The sequence below is a fragment of the Lentzea albidocapillata subsp. violacea genome, assembly GCF_900100275.1.
In the GTDB taxonomy this organism is placed as follows: Bacteria; Actinomycetota; Actinomycetes; order Mycobacteriales; family Pseudonocardiaceae; genus Lentzea; species Lentzea violacea.
The window spans coordinates 148,249-168,801 of the sequence record NZ_FNET01000011.1 but is presented as its reverse complement, the minus strand read 5'-3'; the positions used below and the strand labels follow the sequence as shown (position 1 = coordinate 168,801).

The following is a 20,553-nucleotide window of genomic DNA, read 5'->3' as shown; positions in this document are numbered from 1 at the left end:
CGTCGGGGGTTGTGCGGGTGATCAGCTGAAACGGCGCTGCAAGCTCACGACGTGCGCGGTGGCACGCCACGGCTCGAGGCGGACGTAGTTGGCCTGTCCCCAGTCCCACGTCTCGCCGGTGACCTCGTCGTGCGCGATCACCCGCTCGTGCCAGTCGAACCCGAGGTCGGGCAGGTCGAGGTACAACGTCCCCTCCTGCGTGTTGTGCGGGTCGAGGCTGACGACGACGACGACCGTGTCGCCCGTTTCCGGGTCACGCTTGGAGTAGGCGACCAACGCGTCGTTCTCGATGCTCTGGAACTTCAGCGTGCGCATCTGCTGGAGCGCGGGATGCGCCTTGCGGATGTGGTTGAGCTTGCGCAGCCACGGTTCGAGACTGCGACCGTCCGCCAGTGCACGGGCGTAGTCGCGGGGCCGCAACTGGTACTTCTCGGAGTTGAGGTACTCCTCGCTGCCGGGCTTCACGGCCTCGTGCTCGAACAGCTCGTAGCCGCTGTACACCCCCCAGGTGGGGGAGAGCGTGGCCGCGAGCGCCGCGCGGAGCCCGAACATCCCGGGGCCGCCGTGCTGCAGCGACTCGTGCAGGATGTCCGGCGTGTTCACGAAGAGGTTCGGCCGTGCCTCGTCCCAGTGGTCGCGGACGTCCTCACCGAACTCGATCAGCTCCTGCTTGCCCGTCCGCCACGTGAAGTACGTGTAGGACTGGGTGAAGCCGAGCTTGGCCAGGCCGTAGAGGCGGGCCGGCCGGGTGAAGGCCTCCGCCAGGAACAGCGTGTCCGGGTAGACCTCCTTCACCTTCCAGATCAGCCACTGCCAGAAGTCCGGCGGCTTGGTGTGCGGGTTGTCGACCCGGAAGATCCGCACCCCGTGCTCGGCCCAGAAGAGCACCACGCGCAGCACCTCGTGGTAGAGGCCCTGCGGGTCGAGGTCGAAGTTGACCGGGTAGATGTCCTGGTACTTCTTGGGCGGGTTCTCGGCGTACGCGATCGTGCCGTCGGGCTGCGTCGTGAACCACTCCGGGTGCTTGAGCACCCACGGGTGGTCGGGCGCGCACTGCAGCGCGAAGTCGAGCGCTACCTCGAGCCCGAGTTCGGTGGCGCGTTCGACGAGCGCGTCGAAGTCCTCGATCGTGCCGAGCTGCGGGTGGATCGCGTCGTGCCCGCCCTCGTCCGCGCCGATGGCCCACGGTGATCCCGTGTCCTCGGGCGTCGCGACGAGCGTGTTGTTGGGGCCCTTGCGGTTGACCCGGCCGATCGGGTGGATCGGCGGGAAGTAGACGACGTCGAAGCCCATCGCCGCGACCCGGTCGAGCTCCTTGGTCGCCGTGGCGAAGGTGCCGTGCACCGCCTGGCCGGTCTCGTCGATCCCGCCGGTGCTGCGCGGGAAGAACTCGTACCAGGAGCCGTAGGCGGCCTTCTTGCGGTCACACCAGATCTTGTGCGTCTTGCCCTTGGTGAGCAGCTCGCGCACGGGGTGCTCGAACATCACCTTCTGCACGTCGGCCGCGAAGGCCGGCGCGACGCGTTCGGCGAGCGGCCGGTCCTCGTCCCGCAACGCCGCCGCCGCGGACGTGAGAAGTGCTCGCTCTTGACGCCGATCGGGTCGCCTTGCCACCCGATCGAGTAGTCCGGCGCCGATCTCAAGATCGTTTGCGAGGTCACCGGGACCCTGTCCCGCCGCGATCTTCACCTCAACGGCGTGGTTCCAGGTACCCCAGGGGTCACTCCACGCATCGATCCGGAACGTCCAGGCGCCCTCGGCGTCCGGAATCACTGTCGCGCCCCACCGGTCGAGGCCGATTCCGACCTCGTGCATGCGGGTCTGACGAGCGACTCGGTCGTTCGGTCCGCGCCAGCTGACTGTGGCCGCGAGTTTGTCGTGTCCCTCGCGCCACACCGTGGCTGCAACCGGAATGTGTTCTCCCACAACGGCTTTGGCTGGATACCTGCCAGCCGACACCACCGGGGATACCTCGTCGATACCGAGCCGTCCGCTCATCGGCAGCGCCCTTCCGCCGTATCGCTTCGCGTTGATGCGTAAATCCTGCCTTGCTCGATCAAGCCATCTGACAGCGGGTTACCCCATCTGGATCCGTACCCCGCCACTGTCGATCGCACACCTCAAGCGCTGATCGTGTCCAGGGTCTCTCGTCCACGTTCTCCTCGCTCGGCGTCTTTCTCATTGGACGCTTCCCGTACAACTCACCGTGTTAAGAGAGCGCTACAGGTACCGTGCGCGCGTGAACAAGCTTGGAGGTCGCTACGTCCTGCTCGATCAGCTCGGCGCCGGTGCCATGGGTGTCGTGTGGCGAGCACGCGACGAGTTCCTGCACCGTGACGTGGCGGTCAAGCAGCTGCTTCTCAACGATGTCGAGTCGAACGAGTTCCATGAGGCCGTGCAGCGTGCCATGCGCGAAGGCCGCATCGCAGCCCGGTTGCAGCACCCGAACGCGATCGCCGTGTACGACGTCGTGGTCGAAGACGGCAAGCCCTGTCTTGTCATGGAGTATTTGCCGTCCCGCAACCTCTCCGCGATCCTGGAGCGCGGCCCGATGCCCGCCCAGGAGGCGGCGCGGATCGGTTCGCTGGCCGCCGGCGCGCTGGCCGCCGCACACAGCGCGGGCATCGTGCACCGCGACATCAAACCCGGCAACGTCCTCATTGGACGCGACGGCACGGTGAAGATCACCGACTTCGGCATTTCGCGCGCTTTGGGCGACGTGGCCGTGACGAAGACCGGCATGCTCGCGGGCACTCCCGCGTACCTGGCGCCGGAACTGGCCCGCGGTGCCGAGCCCGCACCGCCCTCGGACGTGTTCTCGCTCGGCGCGACGATCTACGCGATGACCGAGGGCGAACCGCCGTTCGGCAAGAGCACGAACGACCTGGGCCTGCTCTACAAGGTCGCGCGCGGCGAGACCCGCCCGCCGACGCGCTCGGGCCCGCTCACCGGCCTGCTGACCCGGCTCCTCGCGAACGAGCCGTCGCAGCGCCCCACCGCCGCCCAGGCCGCCGAGGAACTGAAGGCGATCGCGTCCGGCGTCCCCGTTCCCGTCACCCGCGTGATCCCGCCGCGCCCGATGACGCCGCCGACCGGCACCGCCGTGCTGGGCGCCGCGGGTCCAGGCACCATGCAGGGCCCGCCGCGCACGATGCCCCCGCAGGCGCCGCGCACCCAGCCGCCCGCGCCGTTGCCCGCGACCTATGACGACGACTACGGCGACTACGAGCCGGAGCCCGAGCCGAAGAAGAGCAACCGGGGCCTCGCGGTCGCCGCCGCGGTGCTCGGCGTGCTCCTGATCTCCGGCGCCGCCTACGCGATCATCTCGGCCTACGGGGACAAGAGCTCGACTGGGGCCGGCCCCGGCTCGTCGCCGACGACCACGTCGCAGACCGAGCAGCCCACCTACGACCAGCCGACGACCAACGCTCCGAAGCCGACGACCGAGAAGCAGACGCCGTCGCAGACCAAGCCGAGTCAGCCGCCGTCGTCGAAGCCGCCGGCCACCAAGTTCACCCAGGCTCAGGTCACGACCTTCACGAAGCAGCACTACGCGAAGCTGCCGTCGAACGTGGAGGCCGCGCGCAACGACTGGGACCCCGGCCGGGCACCGGGCCTCGCCTCGGAGAAGGAGCACTGGGGTCAGTTCAGCAAGGTCGCGATCAGGGGAACCCCGCTCGTCCAGTCCGACGGTGAAGGGGACTTCACGGTCACGGTGGTGCTGGAGCTCACCGAGAAGGAGACGAACGAGGTCACGACGCCGGAGTACACCCTCGAGATCTCCGGTAAGGGAGACAGGTTGCTGATCACGGGCGAGCAACGGGGCTGACGCCAAGCGGCGCGTATGGGCTGTTCACGGCACGTCCCCGTCTTGACCGGTTCTGCAAGTCGTTGCAGGTGTGACCGGGAACGTTGTCAGGCACTCAGGGGCGGCAGGTAAGTTCGCTCGTCATGCGAGCACTTCGCCGGTTCACCGTCCGAGCCAGCCTGCCGGAGCCCCTGTCCGCGCTGAGCACGCTCGCCACCAACCTGCGCTGGACGTGGCACCCGCCCACGCAGGACCTCTTCACCTCGATCGACCCCCGCGTCTGGTCCGAGGTCGGTGGCGACCCGTTGCGCCTGCTCTCCGTCGTCGACGCGGGCAAGCTGGAGTCGCTGGCCAGAGACGACCAGTTCCTGCTCAAGCTCCACGCGCTCGCGAGCGACCTGGAGCGGTACGTCCAGGGTCCGCGCTGGTATCAGCGCAGGCAGGACGAGATCGTCCAGCGCCGCGAGCACGGGGCACCCGACACACCGCTGCCCACGAGCGTCGCGTACTTCTCGATGGAGTTCGGCGTGCACGAGGCGCTGCCGAACTACTCGGGAGGTCTCGGCATCCTTGCCGGCGACCACCTCAAGGCGGCCTCCGACCTGGGCGTTCCGCTGATCGCCGTCGGTCTGCTCTATCGGTCCGGGTACTTCCGGCAGTCGCTGTCGCTCGACGGCTGGCAGATCGAGCATTACCCGACGCTCGACCCGCGCGGGTTGCCGCTGGAGCTGCTGACCGAGCCGTCCGGGCTGCCGTTGCTGGTGCACGTGGCCATGCCGGGCGACCGGATGCTGCGCGCGAAGATCTGGAAGGCGCAGGTCGGGCGCGTCCCGCTGCTCCTGCTCGACTCGGACGTGGAGCAGAACGACGAGGACCTGCGTGGCGTCACCGACCGGCTCTACGGCGGCGACCAGAACCACCGGATCCGCCAGGAGATCCTCGCCGGCATCGGTGGCGTGCGTGCCGTGCGCACGTTCTGCGAGCTCACCGGCCACGCGCAGCCCGAGGTCTTCCACACCAACGAGGGCCACGCCGGGTTCCTCGGCCTCGAGCGGATCCGCGAGTACATCACCAACGAGGGTCTCGACTTCGACCAGGCGCTCACGGCCTCGCGTGCCGGTGCGGTGTTCACGACGCACACGCCGGTGCCCGCCGGCATCGACCGCTTCCCGGTCGACCTGGTCCAGCACTACTTCGGCGCCGAGAACCTGGTTCCCGGCGTGAACACCCAGCGCATCCTGGCGCTGGGCGCCGAGGACAACCCGGGCATGTTCAACATGGCCCACATGGGCCTGCGGCTCGCCCAGCGCGCGAACGGTGTGTCCAAACTGCACGGTGAGGTCAGCCGGGACATGTTCCGGGGCCTCTGGCCGGGCTTCGACGCCACCGAGGTGCCGATCGGTTCGGTCACCAACGGCGTGCACGGGCCGACGTGGGCGGCGACCGAGATGAGCAGGCTGCTCGGAGCGTCCGAAGCGGACAGCCACACGAGCAACGGCCTGGGCATCGGCGCGTTCGAGCCGGTCACCGACGCAGGGCTGTGGGAGCTGCGGTCGACGTTGCGCGGCCGGCTGGTCGACGAGGTGCGTCGCCGGGTGCGGGAGTCGTGGCTGCAGCGCGGCGCGTCGGCGCTGGAGCTGGGCTGGACCGACTCGGTCTTCGACCCCAACGTGCTGACCGTGGGCTTCGCACGGCGCGTGCCGACGTACAAGCGCCTCACGCTGATGCTGCGCGACCCGGAGCGGCTGCGTTCGCTGCTGCTGCACCCCGAACGGCCCGTGCAGCTCGTCGTGGCGGGTAAGTCGCACCCGGCTGACGACGGCGGCAAGGCGCTGATCCAGCAGATCGTGCGCTACGCCGACGAGGCGGGCGTGCGGCACCGGATCGTGTTCCTGCCGGACTACGACATGTCCATGGCCCGGTACCTGTACTGGGGCTGCGACGTGTGGCTGAACAACCCGATGCGCCCCCTCGAAGCGTGCGGCACGTCCGGCATGAAGGCGGCGTTGAACGGCGGCCTCAACCTGTCCATTCGGGACGGTTGGTGGGACGAGCTGTACGACGGCTCGAACGGCTGGGCCATCCCGACCGCGGACGGCGTCAACGACCCGGTCCGCCGGGACGACCTGGAGGCCAACGCGCTGTACGACCTGCTCGGTTCGCAGGTCGCGCCGCTGTTCTACGACCGGGGCGAGGACGGCGTGCCGACCCGCTGGATGTCGATGGTCCGGCACACGCTCGCCTCGCTCGGCCCGGTGGTGCAGGCCTCGCGCATGGTCCGCGAGTACGTGGAGACCTACTACGCGCCGGCCGCCGCGTCCGCGCAGAACGTCGTCGGTGAGGGCTACCGGGGTGCCAAGGAGCTCTCCGCGTACCGGCACCGGCTGCGCGCGTCGTGGACGCGGGTGCGGGTGCTCGACAGCGACCTGGTGATCAGCGGCTCCTCCGTGCCGGTGCTCGGAGCACCGGTCATCGTGCGGGCGCGCGTCGAGCTGGCCGGGCTGGAACCGTCCGAAGTGGACGTCCAGGTCGTGCTGGGCAAGGTGTCGCACGACTCCGACGAGCTCAAGGACATCGTGTCCGCGCCCATGAACTACGCGGGCAACGGCAACTACGAGGCCGAGGTGCCGCTGCCGCACGCCGGAGCGCTCGGCTACACCGTGCGCGTGCTGCCGCGGCACGGCCTGCTGGCGACGTCCGCGGAGCTCGGCAGGGTCGTACTGGCTGGTTGATCGCTGCACTCCCAAAGAAACAAACACTGTCACACAGGGCATTCGGTTCGCCTTCAAACGGCGGGCTGGATGCCCTGATGTGTTTGTCTTCCTTGTTGTCCGGTCACTGCTCGTGACCTGAGTCAGGCGTGTACCCCGCAAAGCACTTCGCTCAAACGAATGACCACTTTTTCGAGTGGGTGAATTCGCGATCTCCGCTGGTAGGGGCCTGGATGCGGGCTTACGCTCCTTGGCATGGAATGAACCGCACGAGAATTCGCCGAAGGTTTTCTCGGGGCGGCTCCAAGTGAATTGCGCATTGAGGAAGAAGGTAGCCGTGAAGAAGACGATTACCGCACTCTCGCTCGTCGCAGCATTGTTCACCGCCTCGACCATCCCGGCTGCCAGTGCGTCGCCCGCCGCGCCAGAACTCCCAGCCGCCTGCGCCGGTCTCGTCACCGACCTCGCCGGAAAGCTCACGAAGACCGTCAGCAGTCTCCTGCCCCTGCCCAACGTGGCCGCCGTGACACCGTTGATCGGTGACATGCTCAACCTGGTGACCGCGATGCAGAGCTCCGGCTGTCTACCGACACCGCCGGTCAGCGTGCCGGGTGTACCCCTACCCGCGAAGGCCGAGTACACCGGGCCGGTCGACCAGTGCCTGCCGGTCGTGCTGAACCTGATCTCGTCCATCGCGGGCCTCGGTGGCACGGTCCTCGGCGCCGCCGGAGGCGCCCTGCCCGACGTCGGCAAACTCACCGGTCTGCTGACCACGTTGCTCAAGACCGTCACCGAGCTGCTGAGCAAGTGCGGCCTGCCGGCGCCTCCCGGTGGCCTGCCCGCGCTGCCCGGCCTGCCGCTGCCGGTCCAGAACAGCTGATCTGTCCGCGGGGTGCAAAGGGCCCGTCACCGATATCGGTGACGGGCCCTTTGCCGTGCCGCCGTATTCCGTTCGGTATGGAATGGCGGCATTCGGAATGGTGCGACCGATTCGTTTTGCCCGGAATCGGTCAGCTGATCTCCAGGCGCGCGCGGGTCGCCGCCACCCGCGGACTCCAGCCCGCGAGTTCGTGCGCCTCGGCCACGAGTTCGCGGGCCTTCGCGTTGTCGCCGTCCGCCATCCACGCCCGCGCGATGGTGATCAGGTCGTCGGCACGGCCCTGCGCGTTCTCGCTCGACTCGGCGGAGTAGCCCGCGAGCTGCCTGGCCTTCGTGGTGTCGCCCTCGATCAACGCCATGATCGCGAGCGTCCCGTTCGCACGCTGCTTCGGATAGCCGGCCTCGTAGGCGTTGCCGAACATGCTGCGCGCGGTCGCCAGCCCCACCTCCGCGGGGAACTGCCCCGCCTCGACCGCCAGCACGGAGACGCCCGCGGTGGTGGCCATGACGAACGCCAGGTCACGCGTGCTCAGGTCCTCGCGGCCGGTCAGCCCGATCACCGTCTGCAGCGCTTCGAGGTACCGCTCGCGGGCGCACGACGTCACGACCTTGAGCCCGGCGACGGTGAGCAGGTCGGGGTGCTCGCGCACCAGTTCCGCGTAGACGCGCTCGGCCTCGTCGAGGTCACCGCGCCGATAGGCGTCCATGCCGGCGAGCACACCGGGCCGTGCCTCCAGCTCACAGAGCGGCCGGCCGGAGAGCTTCGGCAGCGAAAGCACGAACCAGCCCAGGCTCGTGTTGCCCGGCCGCTCGACCGGCACGAGCTGCCACAGGAAACAGGTGGTGGCGGCGAGTGCCATGCCCTTGCCGAACGCGCTGCCGGTGGCGAGCCACGTCGCCGCCGCGACCGCCGCGCAGAAGACGATCGCGAACGCTCCGGTGAGGACCATCCGCCGGCGCACACCCGGCTTCAGCCCGGTGATCCCGACGGTCGCGAGCACGGGGATCCGGCGCAGGACGAGCCGCTGGTGTGTCCACGTCCACGACTTGAGCTCGCCGCCGATGCCGATGATCACGTGCGTGATCCGGAGTCCGCACAGGACGGCGCCGAGCGCCAGGCCTGCCTGGGCCGCGGTCAGCTCCACGATCAGGCCGGCCAGTGCTCCGGCCAGGCCGAGGTGGAACTCCGGGAGGGTCCAGGCGATCGTGCCGGCCACGACCAGTGCCGTCACGACCCAGCGCACAACTGTCACGGTCAGCAGACGTTACCGGCGCGACAGCGGTTCCAAGGTCAGACCACGGGCTCCGAACCGCCCTCGCGGATCGGCAGTCCGGCGGCGCGCCAGCCCCGGTACCCGCCGACGAGGTCGGTCGCGTTGGGCAGCCCGACCCGTTGCAGGTCCCGGGCCGCAAGCGACGACGCCCAGCCCTCGTTGCACACCACGACGACGGTCGTGCCGGCGGTGAACCCCGGCAGCCGCCAGTCGCCGGCCGGGTCGAGCCGCCACTCCAGCACGATCCGCTCGACCACGACGGAGTTCTTGATCTCGCCCTCGGCCAGCCGGTTGTGGGCGGGCCGGATGTCGACGACGAGCACGTCCTCCAGCGCGAGCACCTCGTGCGGTTCCAGCCGCTTGAGGTGCGACCGGGCGTCTTCGAGGATGGTGTCGAGGTTGCTCACGGGCCCTCCAGGTCGGCCAGCTGACGCAGTCGCGCCAGCGGCAGGCGCTGCGCGGGCAGCGGTGGGATCGAGTCGGGGATGTCGTGCAGCGACGCGTACTCGCGGGTCGGCACGAGCGGCGGCGAGTAGGCGTGCACGGTCGCGGCCGGCGCCTCGAACGGGTTCAGCACCTGGTGCGCGCGCCCGGACCCGAAGCCCAGCGCGTCGCCGGTGTCGCGCACCGCGGACCGGATCGGCCCGGCGGGGTAGCGGTAGTCCTCCCGCAGCCTGCCGGTCAGCACGGTGAACGACCCGGCCGAACCGCCGTGGTCGTGCGGCTCGGTGCCCTGGCCCGGTAGCCACGACAGCAGCCACAGCTCGACGCCCTCGGTCAGCCCCAGCCGCGCCCACCAGCGGCGTTCGGTCGAGTAGTCGAGGATCTGCAGCAGCCCGGTGGTCAGCTCGCTCGCCACGAACGAGGTGAGATCGCGCAGCTCGCGCGGCGTCCACAGGTCGCGGGACGGATGGATCACGTCACGCAGCAGCAGGCTGTCCAGCGCCGGGTGGAGATCGAATTGATCATGGTCTGCATGCGTCGAGGTCACGCACTCGCTCCTGAAGGCCGCGTCGGGTACGGGGTAGCGATCAAGACGCGACGCAGGGCGCTGTCAGCGCGTGCGTCGCGTCGAGCTACACCCGCACGACGCCACGAGTACGAGGTCGATCGTGCGGTCCGTCCAGCAGTAGACGACCACGAGCGTGATGGTGCCAGACGCGCTCAGGCTGTCGCTAGACCGTCTCAGCGCGGGATGCGGAGCAGCAGCAACGAGCGCGCGGGCACGGTGAGCTTCTCCCGCGGCGCGAGAGAACCGGGATTCGCCGGGGAGCCGTCCGCCGTCGTCGTGTCGAGGAACGGCTCGTACGACAGCCCGTAGCGCTCGTGCGGCAGCGTCACGCTGATGGTGTCCGCACCGGCGTGCATCAGCATCAGCCACGAGTCGTCGGACACGAGCTCGCCGTCCCGTGTGCGGGAGAGGCAGCTCGAGCCGTCGATGAACATGCCGAGCGTGCGGCGGCCCTCGTCGAACCAGTCCGTCTCGGCCATCTCGTGCCCGTCCGGCCGGAACCACATCAGGTCCGGGTTGCCGCTGGGCGTCGTGCGGCCCTCGAAGAACTCAGGCTGCCGCAACGCCGGCGACGACGCGCGCAGGTCGATCAGCCGTTGCGTGAACCCCAGCAGCGCCTCGCTCGCGTCGCTCGTCGTCCAGTCGACCCACGACACTTCGTTGTCGAGGCAGTACGCGTTGTTGTTGCCGCCCTGGGTGCGCCACATCTCGTCACCCGCCGTCATCATCGGCGTGCCGGTCGACAGCAGCAGCGTCGAGAGCAGGTTCCGCGCCTGCTGCGCCCGCAGGGTGAGGATGGCGGGGTCGGACGTCTCGCCCTCGGCGCCGCAGTTCCACGAACGGTTGTCGTTCGTGCCGTCGCGGTTGTCCTCGCCGTTCTCCTCGTTGTGCTTGTTGTTGTACGACACCAGGTCCCGCAGCGTGAACCCGTCGTGCGCGGTGATGAAGTTGATCGACTGCCACGGCCGGCGCAGGTCGTCCGCATACAGGTCGCTCGACCCGGACAGGCGGTACGCGAGATCGCGCACGGACGTGTGGCCACGCCAGAAATCCCTGACCGTGTCGCGATAACGACCGTTCCACTCGGCCCACTGCATGCCGAAGTCGCCGACCCGGTACCCGTCGCCCGTCGCGTCCCACGGCTCGGCGATCAGCTTGGACCGGCACAGCACCGGGTCCGTCGTGATGGCCGTCAGCAGCGCCGAGTCGCGGTCGAAGAACCCGCCTGCGGGCCGGCCCATCGTCGAGGCGAGGTCGAATCGGAACCCGTCGACGCCCATCTCGTCCGCCCAGTACCGCAGCGAATCGGTGATCAGCCGCACGACCTGCGGCGACCCGGCGTCCAGCGTGTTCCCGCAGCCGGTGATGTCGACCGTGCTGCCGCCACCGGCGTGCAGGTAGTAGCCCGGCGCGTCGTAGCCGCGGAAGCAGATGGTCGGCCCGTCCGGACCGCCCTCGCAGGTGTGGTTGTAGACGACGTCGATCAGCACCTCGATGTTCGCCGCGTGCATCGCCGCGACCATCGTGCGGAACTCCTGGACCTCGTTGCCCGGTTCGCTCGCGTACGCGGCGTGTGGCGCGCAGTAGCCCAGCGGCGAGTAGCCCCAGTAGTTGCTCGCGCCCCGGCTCAGCAGCGACGGCTCGTCCTGGAACGTCTGGACCGGCAGCAGTTCGACACTCGTGACACCGAGGCGCGTGAGGTGCTCGATCGCCGCCGGGTGCGCGAGCCCCAGGTACGTGCCACGCAGCTTCTCCGGGATGTCCGGGTGGTTCTTCGTGAAGCCCTTGACGTGCATCTCGTAGATGACTGCCTCTTCGAACGGCACGTCGGGCTTCACGCCCGTGGCCGCGCCGCCCGGTGAGCTGACGACGGACAGGGGCACGCTGCCGAGCGAGTCGATCGCGGACGGCGGCCCGTGCATCGGGTCGCCGACGTAGCCGAGCGAGGCCTCCAGGTTCGTGATCCTGCCCTCGATCTGCCGCGCGTACGGATCGACCAGCAGCTTCGCCGGGTTGCAGCGCAGCCCGCGCCCCGTGTCGTAGGGCCCGTGCACCCGGAACCCGTACCGCTGACCGGGCGTGACACCGGGCACCAGGCCGTGCCAGACGCCGAACGTCCGTTCGGTCAGCTCGACCCGTTTCTCGGTGCCGTCGTCGTCGACGAGACAGACCTCGACCGCGTCGGCGACGTGGGACGTCACCGCGAACCGGACACCGCCTGCTTCGGCGTGTGCCCCCAGTGGGAACGGTCGGCCTGCCAGCACCTCGGACTCGGGTCGCGTAGCCATGCCCCCGATCTTGGCATCCGCCACCGACAAAAAACTTGAGAGTTCGCACAGGCGGCGCAGCGGGGTCACCCCTCGCGAGGGACACCCCGATGAGTGGTCGGTGCGAGGCCGTTCGGAAGAATGGGGGCGTGGCGGACGTCGACGTGACAGATCTGGTCGTGCACATGGCGGGCGTGTCGGTCCGCCGAGGCAAGAACACGCTGGTCGGAAACATCGACTGGAGCGTGGAACTGGACGAGCGCTGGGTGGTGCTGGGCCCGAACGGCGCCGGCAAGACCACCCTGCTGAGGCTCGCCAGCGCCGACCTGCACCCGACCAGGGGCAAGGTCCATCTCCTGGGTGAACGCCTGGGCAAGACGGACGTGCAGGAGCTCAAGCCCCGGATCGGCCTGTGCTCCGCGGCGCTGGGCGGCCGCATCCCGCCCGACGAGACGGTCGTCGACCTGGTCGTCTCCGCCGGTTACGCGGTGCTCGGCCGCTGGCGCGAGGAGTACGGCAAGCAGGACACGGACCGCGCCCGCGAGCTGCTCGGCACCCTCGGCATGGCGCACCTCGCCGACCGCCTCTACGGCACGCTGAGCGAGGGCGAGCGCAAGCGCACGCTGATCGCCCGCGCGTTGATGACCGACCCCGAGATGCTGCTGCTCGACGAGCCCGCCGCGGGCCTCGACCTGGGCGGCCGCGAGGACCTGGTCGCGAAGCTCTCGGAGCTGGCGATGGACCCGGACGCGCCCGCGATGGTGCTGGTCACGCACCACGTCGAGGAGATCCCGCCGGGCTTCACGCACGCGTTGCTGCTGCGCGAGGGGTCGATCGTGGCGCAGGGGTTGCTCGACGACGTGTTGACTGAGGAGAACCTCTCGAAGACGTTCGCCCAGGACCTGGAGCTGCAGAAAGCGGGAGACCGCTTCTTCGCCCGCCGCAAGGTCTGAGAAGCTACTGCCGGGTAACGTGACACTGCTGTCGCGACAACTGATGGAGGGCTGCGTGGCTGAGTTCGTGAGGCTTGAGGTCGAGGACGGGATCGGCACGATCCGCCTGGAGCGGCCGCCGATGAATGCCCTGAACCGGCAGGTGCAGACCGAGCTCCAGGCCGCCGCGAAGGAGGCCTCGGAGCGTTCGGACGTCTACGCGGTCATCGTCTACGGCGGCGAGAAGGTCTTCGCGGCCGGCGCGGACGTCAAGGAGTTCGCGCAGATCTCCCACGCCGAGATGACGCTGCGGGCCAAGAGCCTGTCCGACGCTCTCGGCGCGCTGGCCTCGGTGCCGAAGCCGACGGTCGCCGCGATCACCGGCTACGCGCTGGGCGGCGGCTTCGAGGTCGCTCTCGGCTGCGACCGCCGCATCGCCGGTGACAACGCGAAGGTCGGCCAGCCCGAGATCCTGCTCGGCCTGATCCCCGGCGGTGGCGGCACGCAGCGCCTCGCCCGGTTGATCGGCCCGTCGAAGACCAAGGACCTGCTCTACACCGGCCGGTTCGTCGGCGCGCAGGAGGCGCTCGAGATCGGCATGGTCGACGAGGTCGTGGCGCCCGACGACGTGTACGCCGCGGCCGTGCGGTGGGCCAAGCAGTTCGTCAACGGGCCCGTGCTCGCGCTGGCCGCGACGAAGGCCGCCGTCGACGGTGGCCTCGACACCGACCTGGAGTCGGGCCTGAAGCTCGAAAGCCACCTCTTCGCGGCGTTGTTCGCGACCGAGGACAAGAAGAATGGCGTGGAGTCGTTCATCGCGAACGGTCCGGGAAAGGCGAACTTCAGTGGCAACTGATCCGGCACCGAACCCGCACGCGACCGCCGAAGAGGTCGAGGCGGCCTACAAGGACACCAAGCTCGCGCAGGTGCTCTACCACGACTGGGAAGCGGGCACGTACGACGAGAAGTGGTCGATCTCGTACGACGACCGCTGCATCACCTACGCGACGGACCGGTTCCGCGCCGCCGCGGGTGACGTCGGCCCGTACGAGCACGCGCTGGAACTGGGCTGCGGCACGGGTTTCTTCCTGCTGAACCTGATGCAGGGCGAAGTGATCAAGAAGGGCTCGGTCACCGACCTGTCGCCCGGCATGGTCGAGGTCGCGCTGCGCAACGCCGAGCACCTCGGGCTGGACGTCGACGGCCGCGTCGCCGACGCCGAGCGCATCCCGTACGACGACAACACGTTCGACCTCGTCGTCGGGCACGCGGTGCTGCACCACATCCCGGATGTGGAGGCGGCGATGCGCGAGGTGCTGCGGGTGCTGAAGCCCGGCGGCAAGTTCGTGTTCGCGGGCGACCCGACGAACATCGGCAACTTCTACGCCCGCAAGCTCGGCCAGGCGACGTGGTGGCTGACCACCAACATCACCAAGGCCGTGCCGGCGCTGGGCGAGTGGCGTCGTCCGCAGGAGGAGCTCGACGAGTCCTCCCGCGCGGCCGCGCTGGAGGCCGTGGTCGACCTGCACACGTTCGACCCGGACCAGCTGGAGGCCACGGCTCGTCGCGCCGGTGCCGTCGGCGTCCGCGCGGTGACCGACGAGCTGTCCGCGGCTCTGTTCGGCTGGCCGGTGCGCACGTTCGAGTCCGCCGTGCCGCGCGAGAAGCTGGGCTTCGGATGGGCGATGTTCGCCTACCGCACCTGGCAGAACCTCACGTGGGTCGACCAGAACGTCCTCGCGAAGGTGCTGCCGCGCGAGGTGTTCTACAACGTGTCGATCACCGGTAAGAAGACTTCCTGAGTTGGGCTACGCGTTCACCACTGCCGACGTGGCGTTCCTGCGCTCTGCCGCCGGAACTGCCGCGCTGGCCGAGGTGGACGCGTTGCCGTTCTCCGACGCTTCCCGGTTGCGCGACGTCGAGACGGCCCGCAGACGGCTGGGTCCCGGTTTCGCCCCGGTCGTGGAAACCGTGCTGCTGCGGCGTCGCGCGGTGTCCAAACTGGACTCGGCCGCGTCGTGGCTCTTCACCGACGACGCTCTGCAACAGGCCACGGCTTCCACTGTCGCCCGGCATCGCGCGCTGCGGTTCGCCGGTCGCTCGGTGCACGACGTCACCTGTTCGGTCGGCGCGGACCTCTTCGCGCTGAGCGAGGTGGCCTCCGCCTGCGTCGGCTCGGATCTCGACCCGGTGCGGCTTGCCATGGCGCGCAACAACGTTCCGGGTCAGCTCGTCGTCGTCGCCGATGCCCTGCGTCCGGTGTCGCGTGCTTCGGCCGTCACCGCGGACCCCGCCCGCCGCGACTCGTCCGGGCGCCGCAAGTGGAACCCCTCGGACTTCGTGCCGCCGCTGGACGAGCTGTCCGAGGTCTATTCGGGCGTTGATCTCGCGGTGAAGTGCGCTCCCGGCATCGACTTCGCCGTCGCGCCGTGGGCGGCCGAGATCGAGGTCGTGTCCCTCGACGGCGCGGTCCGCGAAGCCTGCCTGTGGACGCGAGGCCTTGCCACGCCCGGGGTTACGCGCCGCGCCTCCGTTCTGCACGGCTCCGACTCGTGGACCCTGACCGACGCCGAACCGGACGACTGCCCGGTCGCTCCGCCCGGCGAGTGGATCGTCGATCCGGACGGCGCGGTCGTGCGCGCCGGTCTGGTGCGCCATTACGCGGCCCGGCACGGGTTGTGGCAGCTCGACGAACGCATCGCGTACCTGAGCGGGTCCAAGCCACCTCCTGGCATCCGGGCGTTCCGCGTGCTCGAACACGGGCACTACACGGAGAAGTCGCTCAAGTCGTTGTTGAAGACGCGTTCGGTCGGCCGGCTGGAGATCCTGGTGCGCGGCCTGGACGTCGACCCGAACACGATGCGCAAACGCCTGAAGCTCTCCGGTTCCGCGTCGGCCACGGTCGTGCTGACCCGGATCGGCTCAAAGCCCGTCTTCGTGCTCTGCGAGGCTGAGCGCACCTAGCAGCAGGTCGAGGCGGGTCTCGTCGTGCACCGGTCGCAGTCTCCCGCCCTGCATGAGCGTCGCGATGCCGTGCAGCGAACTCCAGAAGACCTCCGTCAACGCCTCCAGGTCCCGTTCGCCCCGAACGGGCTCGACCGCCGCGACCAGTTCCCCGAACGCGTCGAGCAGTTCCTGCGGCACCTCGTCCGTGCCCCACGGGATGTCGGACTGCTGCACGAACATCGCGTCGTAGAGCGCGGGCCTTCGTCGCGCGAACTCCAGGTACGCCTCCGCCGCGGCCCGCAGCCGTGACTCCCCTCGTGACGGACGGGCTTTCCGCAACAGCCGGGCCAGCTCACCACACCCCTGGATCGCGACCGCGCGCACGATCGCGTCCTTGCCCTTGAAGTGGCTGTAGAGCACCGGCTGGCTGTACTCGACCTTCTCGGCAAGCCGACGCGTGGTGACCGCATCCCAGCCCTCCGCCTCGGCCAGGTCCCGCGCAACGTCGATGATCAGCTGATGGCGTTCGGCGCGCTCGCGCTCACGCCGGTTCTGGATGGTCACGCCACCAAATCTAGCACCGCTAGACATCAGAGCACCTCTAGTGTTAGCGTCGCTCCAATAGCTAGCACCGCTAGATCCCCTCGGAGGATGCAATGAAGCTGACGCTGACCACCGTCATGTCCTGGCTCGTCGTGGCGGCAGGGCTGTACTTCGGCCTGGGCTACCTGCTCAACGGCGACGGAGCGGCGGCGGGATTCGGCATCGTGGACCCGACCGGCTACTACGTCGTGAAGGGGGTGCGCGACATCGCGTACGCGCTGACAGCCCTGATCCTCCTGCTGATGAAGCAGCGGCGAGCGCTGGGCTGGGTGGTCCTCGCGGACGCGATCATCCCGATCGGCGACTGCCTCGCCGTGATCACACACGGCGGAACCGTCGGCTACGCGCTGGCGGTACACGGCTCGGCAGCCGTGCTGGTGCTGCTCACCGCCGGCCTGCTGCTGCGGGAGACGATGCCCGCACGGCCTCAGCCAGTGCCGGCCCCGTGATCGCGGCGGACAGCACGGCCGCGACCGCTCGGCTTGCGCCGCCTCGCGGCAGTGCGGAGTTCTTCACCGCGGTGCTGCCGCTCCGGAGGTCTGTGCCCGCACGGCCCCTGACCACGCCGGTCACGTGATCGTGCGACCAGCCGCCCGGTGGGTGCGTGAGCCACCACCTCCCTGGCGGCCGGTGCTTCTCGCCGTCGCGTTGTTGCAGCGGAGGACGGGTCGCCGTCCATCGCCGATCCCGCGGTGTGCCAGGGCTGCGCGCTGTCGCAGGGGAGGACGGGTGGCCGCTCACCGCGGATCCTGCGGTGTGCCGGGACTGCTCGCTGTCGCGCTGTCGCTCCGGAGGGCGGGTTGCCGCTCACCGCCGTTCCTGCGGCGTGCCAGGACTGCTCTCCACCGCATTGCCGCAGCGCACGACGGGTGGCTGCCCACCGCCGATCCCGCGGCATGCCAGAACTGCGCGCCGCCGCGCCACCGCGCCGCCGCGCCACCGCGCCGCCGCTCCGGAGAGCGGCTGCCATCCCCCAGCAGCGCCCCAGGTTGCTCAGCGCTGCACCCCAACCGCAGGTGACAACGCCCGGACAGCCTCCCGCAGCTCCGGCTCATCGATCTCCCCAAGCAACAGCCCGGTCAACACATGAAACGCACGAGCCAGCTCGTCAGGATGCGTGGACAGCACCAAGGTCCCCGCGAACGCGCCGCCATCCCGCAGGTCGTCCAGCCCGCGCCCCTGCACCGCGTTCACGCCCTCTCGAAGGCACCACAGCGACATCACCTGGTCGCGCATCCCGTTGATCATGTAGACCGCCTGCCACCCGCGGCCGCGCGCGATGGACGACCGCGCGTGCAACCCGTGCAGCCAGGCCAACCCGATGAGCTCGGCGCGGTCGGGCTGACCGGACGGCGGCAGGTGGTTGGTCTCGCCGAACAGCAGCCGGAACGTCGGCCCGGTCGCGCCGAACTCGGAGGAAGGCCAGAACGCGATGTCCACCTGCAGCGTCGAACGCATCAGGAAAACCCGGAAGAGGACAGCGCCGCGCCGCACGTCGAGATGGCTGACCGCGCCGCACGCGTACATCAGCGCGGTCCAGTCGGCCACCACCGCGTTCAGCTCGCGGTCGATCGACAGCGCGAAGTCGATATCCGACCAGCGGTCTTCCCGGCCCACGGCCGCCGAACCTGTCAACGCCGCCCCGACCACGCGCGGGTCGGTGTCGGCGGCGTTGACGAGGTCGCGGCGCAGCTGGTCGCGTTCGGAAACTGTGAACACCACCCAACCCTATTGGCCGCGGCTCGCGGGATCGACGCGGGCGAACGTGAGCAGGTCGACGGTTCCGAACTGGCCCGCGGTCCGCGACGGCAGCGTCGGCTTCCAGTTCGGCTGCTGCCTCAGGTACGACTCGGGGTCCAGCTGCAGCAGTCCGATGAACACCTCACCGACCAGCCGGGCGGAGGCGCCCGCGAGCGAGATGCCGTCACCGAGCGTCTCGGCCTCGCGCAGCGTGTAGTACCAGAGCGGTGTCGATCGGTCGAAGCCGAACTCCCGCAGCTCCGGCACCGAGTCCAGTACCGGGATGCCCATCGCCCGAGCGATGTCCTGCCCGGACGGCAAGGACCACGTGAGGTGCCTGAGCAGGTTGCGTTGCGGTAGCGCAACGGGCGGCGAACCGTCCGGGATCGCGCCGAGCGGCAGCCGGAACAGCGGCGTCGAGATGTGCGTGTCCACTCGCTTGTTCGGCCGCACCTGGCCGTCCCCGAAGTCGAAGAACGTCTGCCACCCGACGAACCTCCGGCGCGCCCGCCGCCCGCCGCGCAGGTCCACCGGATCGCTCTGTCCCTCGGCCACGGGATCGAAGATGAAGCCGAAGAACGGCTGACCGTTGTCTCCCTTCAGGTTCGCACGGTACGACGGCCGCACCTGGCTGTGCCCGAACCGGTAGCACGCGCCCTGGAACTCCACCGGCATGAAGTGCTCGCCCTGCGCCGGCCGGTAGAAGCGCCGCCCGTGCGTGAGCACGTCCTGCGTGATCCCGAACCCGATGATCTGCGGCAGTAACTCGTGCACCACGATCCACTGGTAGTGCCACACAACGGTTCTCTGCGCGTCAGCGAAGACCCGATCGCCGGGGACACCCTCGGCGCGCAGCCGGTCCACGACCCGGTTGTGGAACAACAGGAACGCCGCGTGCAGCCCGGCGATCATCAGGTTCTCGTCGTTGCGCGGGTCCCCGATGATCGCCACACCATCAGAGCGCCGGGGCAGGTCCTCGAACAGCCCGCCGTTCTCCACCCGGAACTTGGCCCGGTCGCCGGAGTCGTACAGCTGGGGCGACAGGACAGGACCGCCGCCATACACGGAATCCAGTGACAGGGTGGGATTCCGCGTGTTCGGACTCTGCTCGGGCACGGCCGGCACCGCGAGCCGCGAGTTGAGGTCGAACGTGAAGTCGTGATCGACGAACTGCCCGAGGAACGTCGTTCCCGCGGTGTTGAATGGGTTGTCGAGGTTGCCAGGACTCAGCTCCGGATTGGTGATGAGCCGGACAGGTCCTTCGTGCAACGGATCCTTGGCGTCCAACGGCCCGCCCGGTGCGCCCATCGCACGCAACGCGTCCTGAACGCGCGGCGTGTTCTCGGCGAACGGCGGCAGCCCGGGGAACATCCGTCCGAAGAACCGGGGCGAGGTGGCCGCCTCAGCGGCGACCACCCGCGCGGCGGCAGGGGAGGGCGCCAATGTCACCGCACCGGCGCCCGCGACGCCTCCCAGAAATCCACGTCTGGTGAGATTGCCCATGTCGGTGCAGTTTTCTGCAAGATCACTCGCCTCCGCACGGACGAAAAACCATGCAGGGACGCGAAACAACTACGTGAGCAGCCCGAGTCGCTGCGCTTCCGAGAGCGCCTGCGACCGATTGTGCACTCGCAGCTTGAAGAACAGCTGCCGTTGCTCCGACTCCACGGTCTTCACCGCGATCCCCAGCGCGTGGGCGGTCTGTCGCACCGACTCACCCCGCGCGATCGAGTCGAGGATGTCGTGCTCCCGATGAGTGAGCGTGGGAACGTTCTCATGAGCGGCCGGCACCGAGCAGGACGAGCGCACCAGGCCGAGCCGTGAGACCACCGCGGCCGCCTGCACCCGGCTCTGCACGCCGAGTTTGGTGAAGATGCGGCGCTTGTAGTTGACCACCGTGTGCGGGGAGAGCCGCAGGACGGCCGCCAGTTGCGCGGCGGACAGTCCGGAGCAGACGTGGGCGAGCACCTCCATCTCGCGGTCGGTCAGCGCACCCGGCCCGCTTCGGCGCTGGGGCGGGAGCGAGATGCGTTCGAGTTGGGTGCGCAGAGACGCGAGTCCGGAAGCCGGGCACAGCCGGACAAGGGGAATTTCCGGCAGGGATTCCGGTTCGAGCTGGCCGACGACGACGTCAGGAGGCCGAAGCCGGCAGAGCAGCAGGAGATCGGCCTGTGAGTAGGCGGTGCCGACGACGAGCCAGCCAGGTAGCGCGTCGAGCCAGCTCGCGACGGCATCGGTGGTGAGCCGTTCCCGCGAGTGCACTGCGATCCTCTTCGATCGCACGCAGTTGGGCATGGCGCCTCACGCTCAGAGCGAGTCGGCGGCACTCGGACCGGTCCCACCATACGCCCTGGCGCCAGCCCCCGGCTGGGCGTTGACAT

17 protein-coding genes are annotated in these 20,553 nt (G+C 69.3%); 8 read left to right on the top strand and 9 right to left on the bottom strand.

The window, feature by feature from the left end:
- Positions 1 to 21 precede the first annotated feature (21 nt).
- Positions 22 to 1,998, bottom strand: coding sequence for an alpha-1,4-glucan--maltose-1-phosphate maltosyltransferase (locus BLR21_RS24405; RefSeq protein ID WP_090008619.1), 1,977 nt, complete (start codon positions 1,996 to 1,998; stop codon positions 22 to 24).
- 241 nt (positions 1,999 to 2,239) lie between these two features.
- Between BLR21_RS24405 and BLR21_RS43245 the strand changes: the two genes are divergently transcribed.
- The 3 genes from BLR21_RS43245 to BLR21_RS24390 all read left to right on the top strand — a co-directional run bounded on the left by BLR21_RS43245 (position 2,240) and on the right by BLR21_RS24390 (position 7,399).
- Positions 2,240 to 3,829, top strand: a complete 1,590-nt coding sequence (locus BLR21_RS43245) for a serine/threonine-protein kinase (protein WP_256334908.1) — start codon at positions 2,240 to 2,242, stop codon at positions 3,827 to 3,829.
- A 122-nt stretch (positions 3,830 to 3,951) separates the two neighbouring features.
- Complete coding sequence (glgP, locus tag BLR21_RS24395; RefSeq protein WP_090008617.1) at positions 3,952 to 6,540, top strand: alpha-glucan family phosphorylase; 2,589 nt, start codon at positions 3,952 to 3,954, stop codon at positions 6,538 to 6,540.
- Positions 6,541 to 6,856: 316 nt separating this feature from the next.
- Positions 6,857 to 7,399 carry a hypothetical protein gene (locus BLR21_RS24390; RefSeq protein ID WP_090008615.1) on the top strand — a complete coding sequence of 181 codons (543 nt, stop codon included), beginning with the start codon at positions 6,857 to 6,859 and terminating at the stop codon, positions 7,397 to 7,399.
- Positions 7,400 to 7,529: 130 nt separating this feature from the next.
- Here the strand turns inward: BLR21_RS24390 and BLR21_RS24385 are convergent, their stop codons facing one another.
- From BLR21_RS24385 to glgX, 4 genes are all read right to left on the bottom strand, one after another.
- A complete protein-coding gene (locus BLR21_RS24385; RefSeq protein WP_143027856.1) occupies positions 7,530 to 8,651 on the bottom strand; it encodes a hypothetical protein in 1,122 nt (373 codons plus the stop codon).
- A 38-nt stretch (positions 8,652 to 8,689) separates the two neighbouring features.
- Positions 8,690 to 9,079, bottom strand: coding sequence for a rhodanese-like domain-containing protein (locus BLR21_RS24380; protein ID WP_090008611.1), 390 nt, complete (start codon positions 9,077 to 9,079; stop codon positions 8,690 to 8,692).
- Positions 9,076 to 9,663: a cysteine dioxygenase gene (locus tag BLR21_RS24375; RefSeq protein WP_090008609.1), complete on the bottom strand. Its 588-nt coding sequence runs from the start codon at positions 9,661 to 9,663 to the stop codon at positions 9,076 to 9,078. The genes BLR21_RS24380 and BLR21_RS24375 overlap by 4 nt, the downstream gene beginning before the upstream one ends.
- Before the next feature lie 194 nt (positions 9,664 to 9,857).
- Positions 9,858 to 11,972 carry a glycogen debranching protein GlgX gene (glgX, locus tag BLR21_RS24370; protein WP_090008607.1) on the bottom strand — a complete coding sequence of 705 codons (2,115 nt, stop codon included), beginning with the start codon at positions 11,970 to 11,972 and terminating at the stop codon, positions 9,858 to 9,860.
- 89 nt (positions 11,973 to 12,061) lie between these two features.
- On the opposite strand from glgX, the gene BLR21_RS24365 reads away from it, so the two are divergent.
- From BLR21_RS24365 to BLR21_RS24350, 4 genes are read left to right on the top strand one after another with little or no spacing between them, the layout of a single operon-like run.
- Positions 12,062 to 12,904, top strand: a complete 843-nt coding sequence (locus BLR21_RS24365) for an ABC transporter ATP-binding protein (RefSeq protein ID WP_090008604.1) — start codon at positions 12,062 to 12,064, stop codon at positions 12,902 to 12,904.
- A gap of 55 nt (positions 12,905 to 12,959) precedes the next feature.
- A complete protein-coding gene (locus BLR21_RS24360; RefSeq protein WP_090008849.1) occupies positions 12,960 to 13,739 on the top strand; it encodes an enoyl-CoA hydratase/isomerase family protein in 780 nt (259 codons plus the stop codon).
- Complete coding sequence (locus tag BLR21_RS24355; RefSeq protein WP_090008602.1) at positions 13,681 to 14,685, top strand: class I SAM-dependent methyltransferase; 1,005 nt, start codon at positions 13,681 to 13,683, stop codon at positions 14,683 to 14,685. Before BLR21_RS24360 ends, BLR21_RS24355 begins: the two co-directional genes overlap by 59 nt.
- A 1-nt stretch (position 14,686) precedes the next feature.
- Positions 14,687 to 15,847, top strand: a complete 1,161-nt coding sequence (locus BLR21_RS24350; protein ID WP_090008600.1) for a THUMP-like domain-containing protein — start codon at positions 14,687 to 14,689, stop codon at positions 15,845 to 15,847.
- On the opposite strand, the gene BLR21_RS24345 is transcribed toward BLR21_RS24350, so the two are convergent.
- Complete coding sequence (locus BLR21_RS24345) at positions 15,806 to 16,393, bottom strand: TetR/AcrR family transcriptional regulator (RefSeq protein WP_090008598.1); 588 nt, start codon at positions 16,391 to 16,393, stop codon at positions 15,806 to 15,808. The two genes, BLR21_RS24350 and BLR21_RS24345, sit on opposite strands and share 42 nt — an antisense overlap.
- A 92-nt stretch (positions 16,394 to 16,485) precedes the next feature.
- Between BLR21_RS24345 and BLR21_RS24340 the strand changes: the two genes are divergently transcribed.
- Positions 16,486 to 16,881, top strand: a complete 396-nt coding sequence (locus BLR21_RS24340) for a DUF4267 domain-containing protein (RefSeq protein WP_090008597.1) — start codon at positions 16,486 to 16,488, stop codon at positions 16,879 to 16,881.
- A gap of 544 nt (positions 16,882 to 17,425) precedes the next feature.
- On the opposite strand, the gene BLR21_RS24335 is transcribed toward BLR21_RS24340, so the two are convergent.
- The 3 genes from BLR21_RS24335 to BLR21_RS24325 all read right to left on the bottom strand — a co-directional run bounded on the left by BLR21_RS24335 (position 17,426) and on the right by BLR21_RS24325 (position 20,455).
- Positions 17,426 to 18,151: a nucleotidyltransferase domain-containing protein gene (locus BLR21_RS24335; protein ID WP_256334907.1), complete on the bottom strand. Its 726-nt coding sequence runs from the start codon at positions 18,149 to 18,151 to the stop codon at positions 17,426 to 17,428.
- Positions 18,152 to 18,160: 9 nt separating this feature from the next.
- A complete protein-coding gene (locus BLR21_RS24330) occupies positions 18,161 to 19,675 on the bottom strand; it encodes a peroxidase family protein (RefSeq protein WP_090008594.1) in 1,515 nt (504 codons plus the stop codon).
- Between the two features lie 69 nt (positions 19,676 to 19,744).
- The gene (locus BLR21_RS24325; RefSeq protein WP_176929770.1) at positions 19,745 to 20,455 is read right to left on the bottom strand and encodes a response regulator transcription factor; all 711 of its coding nucleotides are present in this window, start codon (positions 20,453 to 20,455) and stop codon (positions 19,745 to 19,747) included.
- Positions 20,456 to 20,553 lie beyond the last annotated feature (98 nt).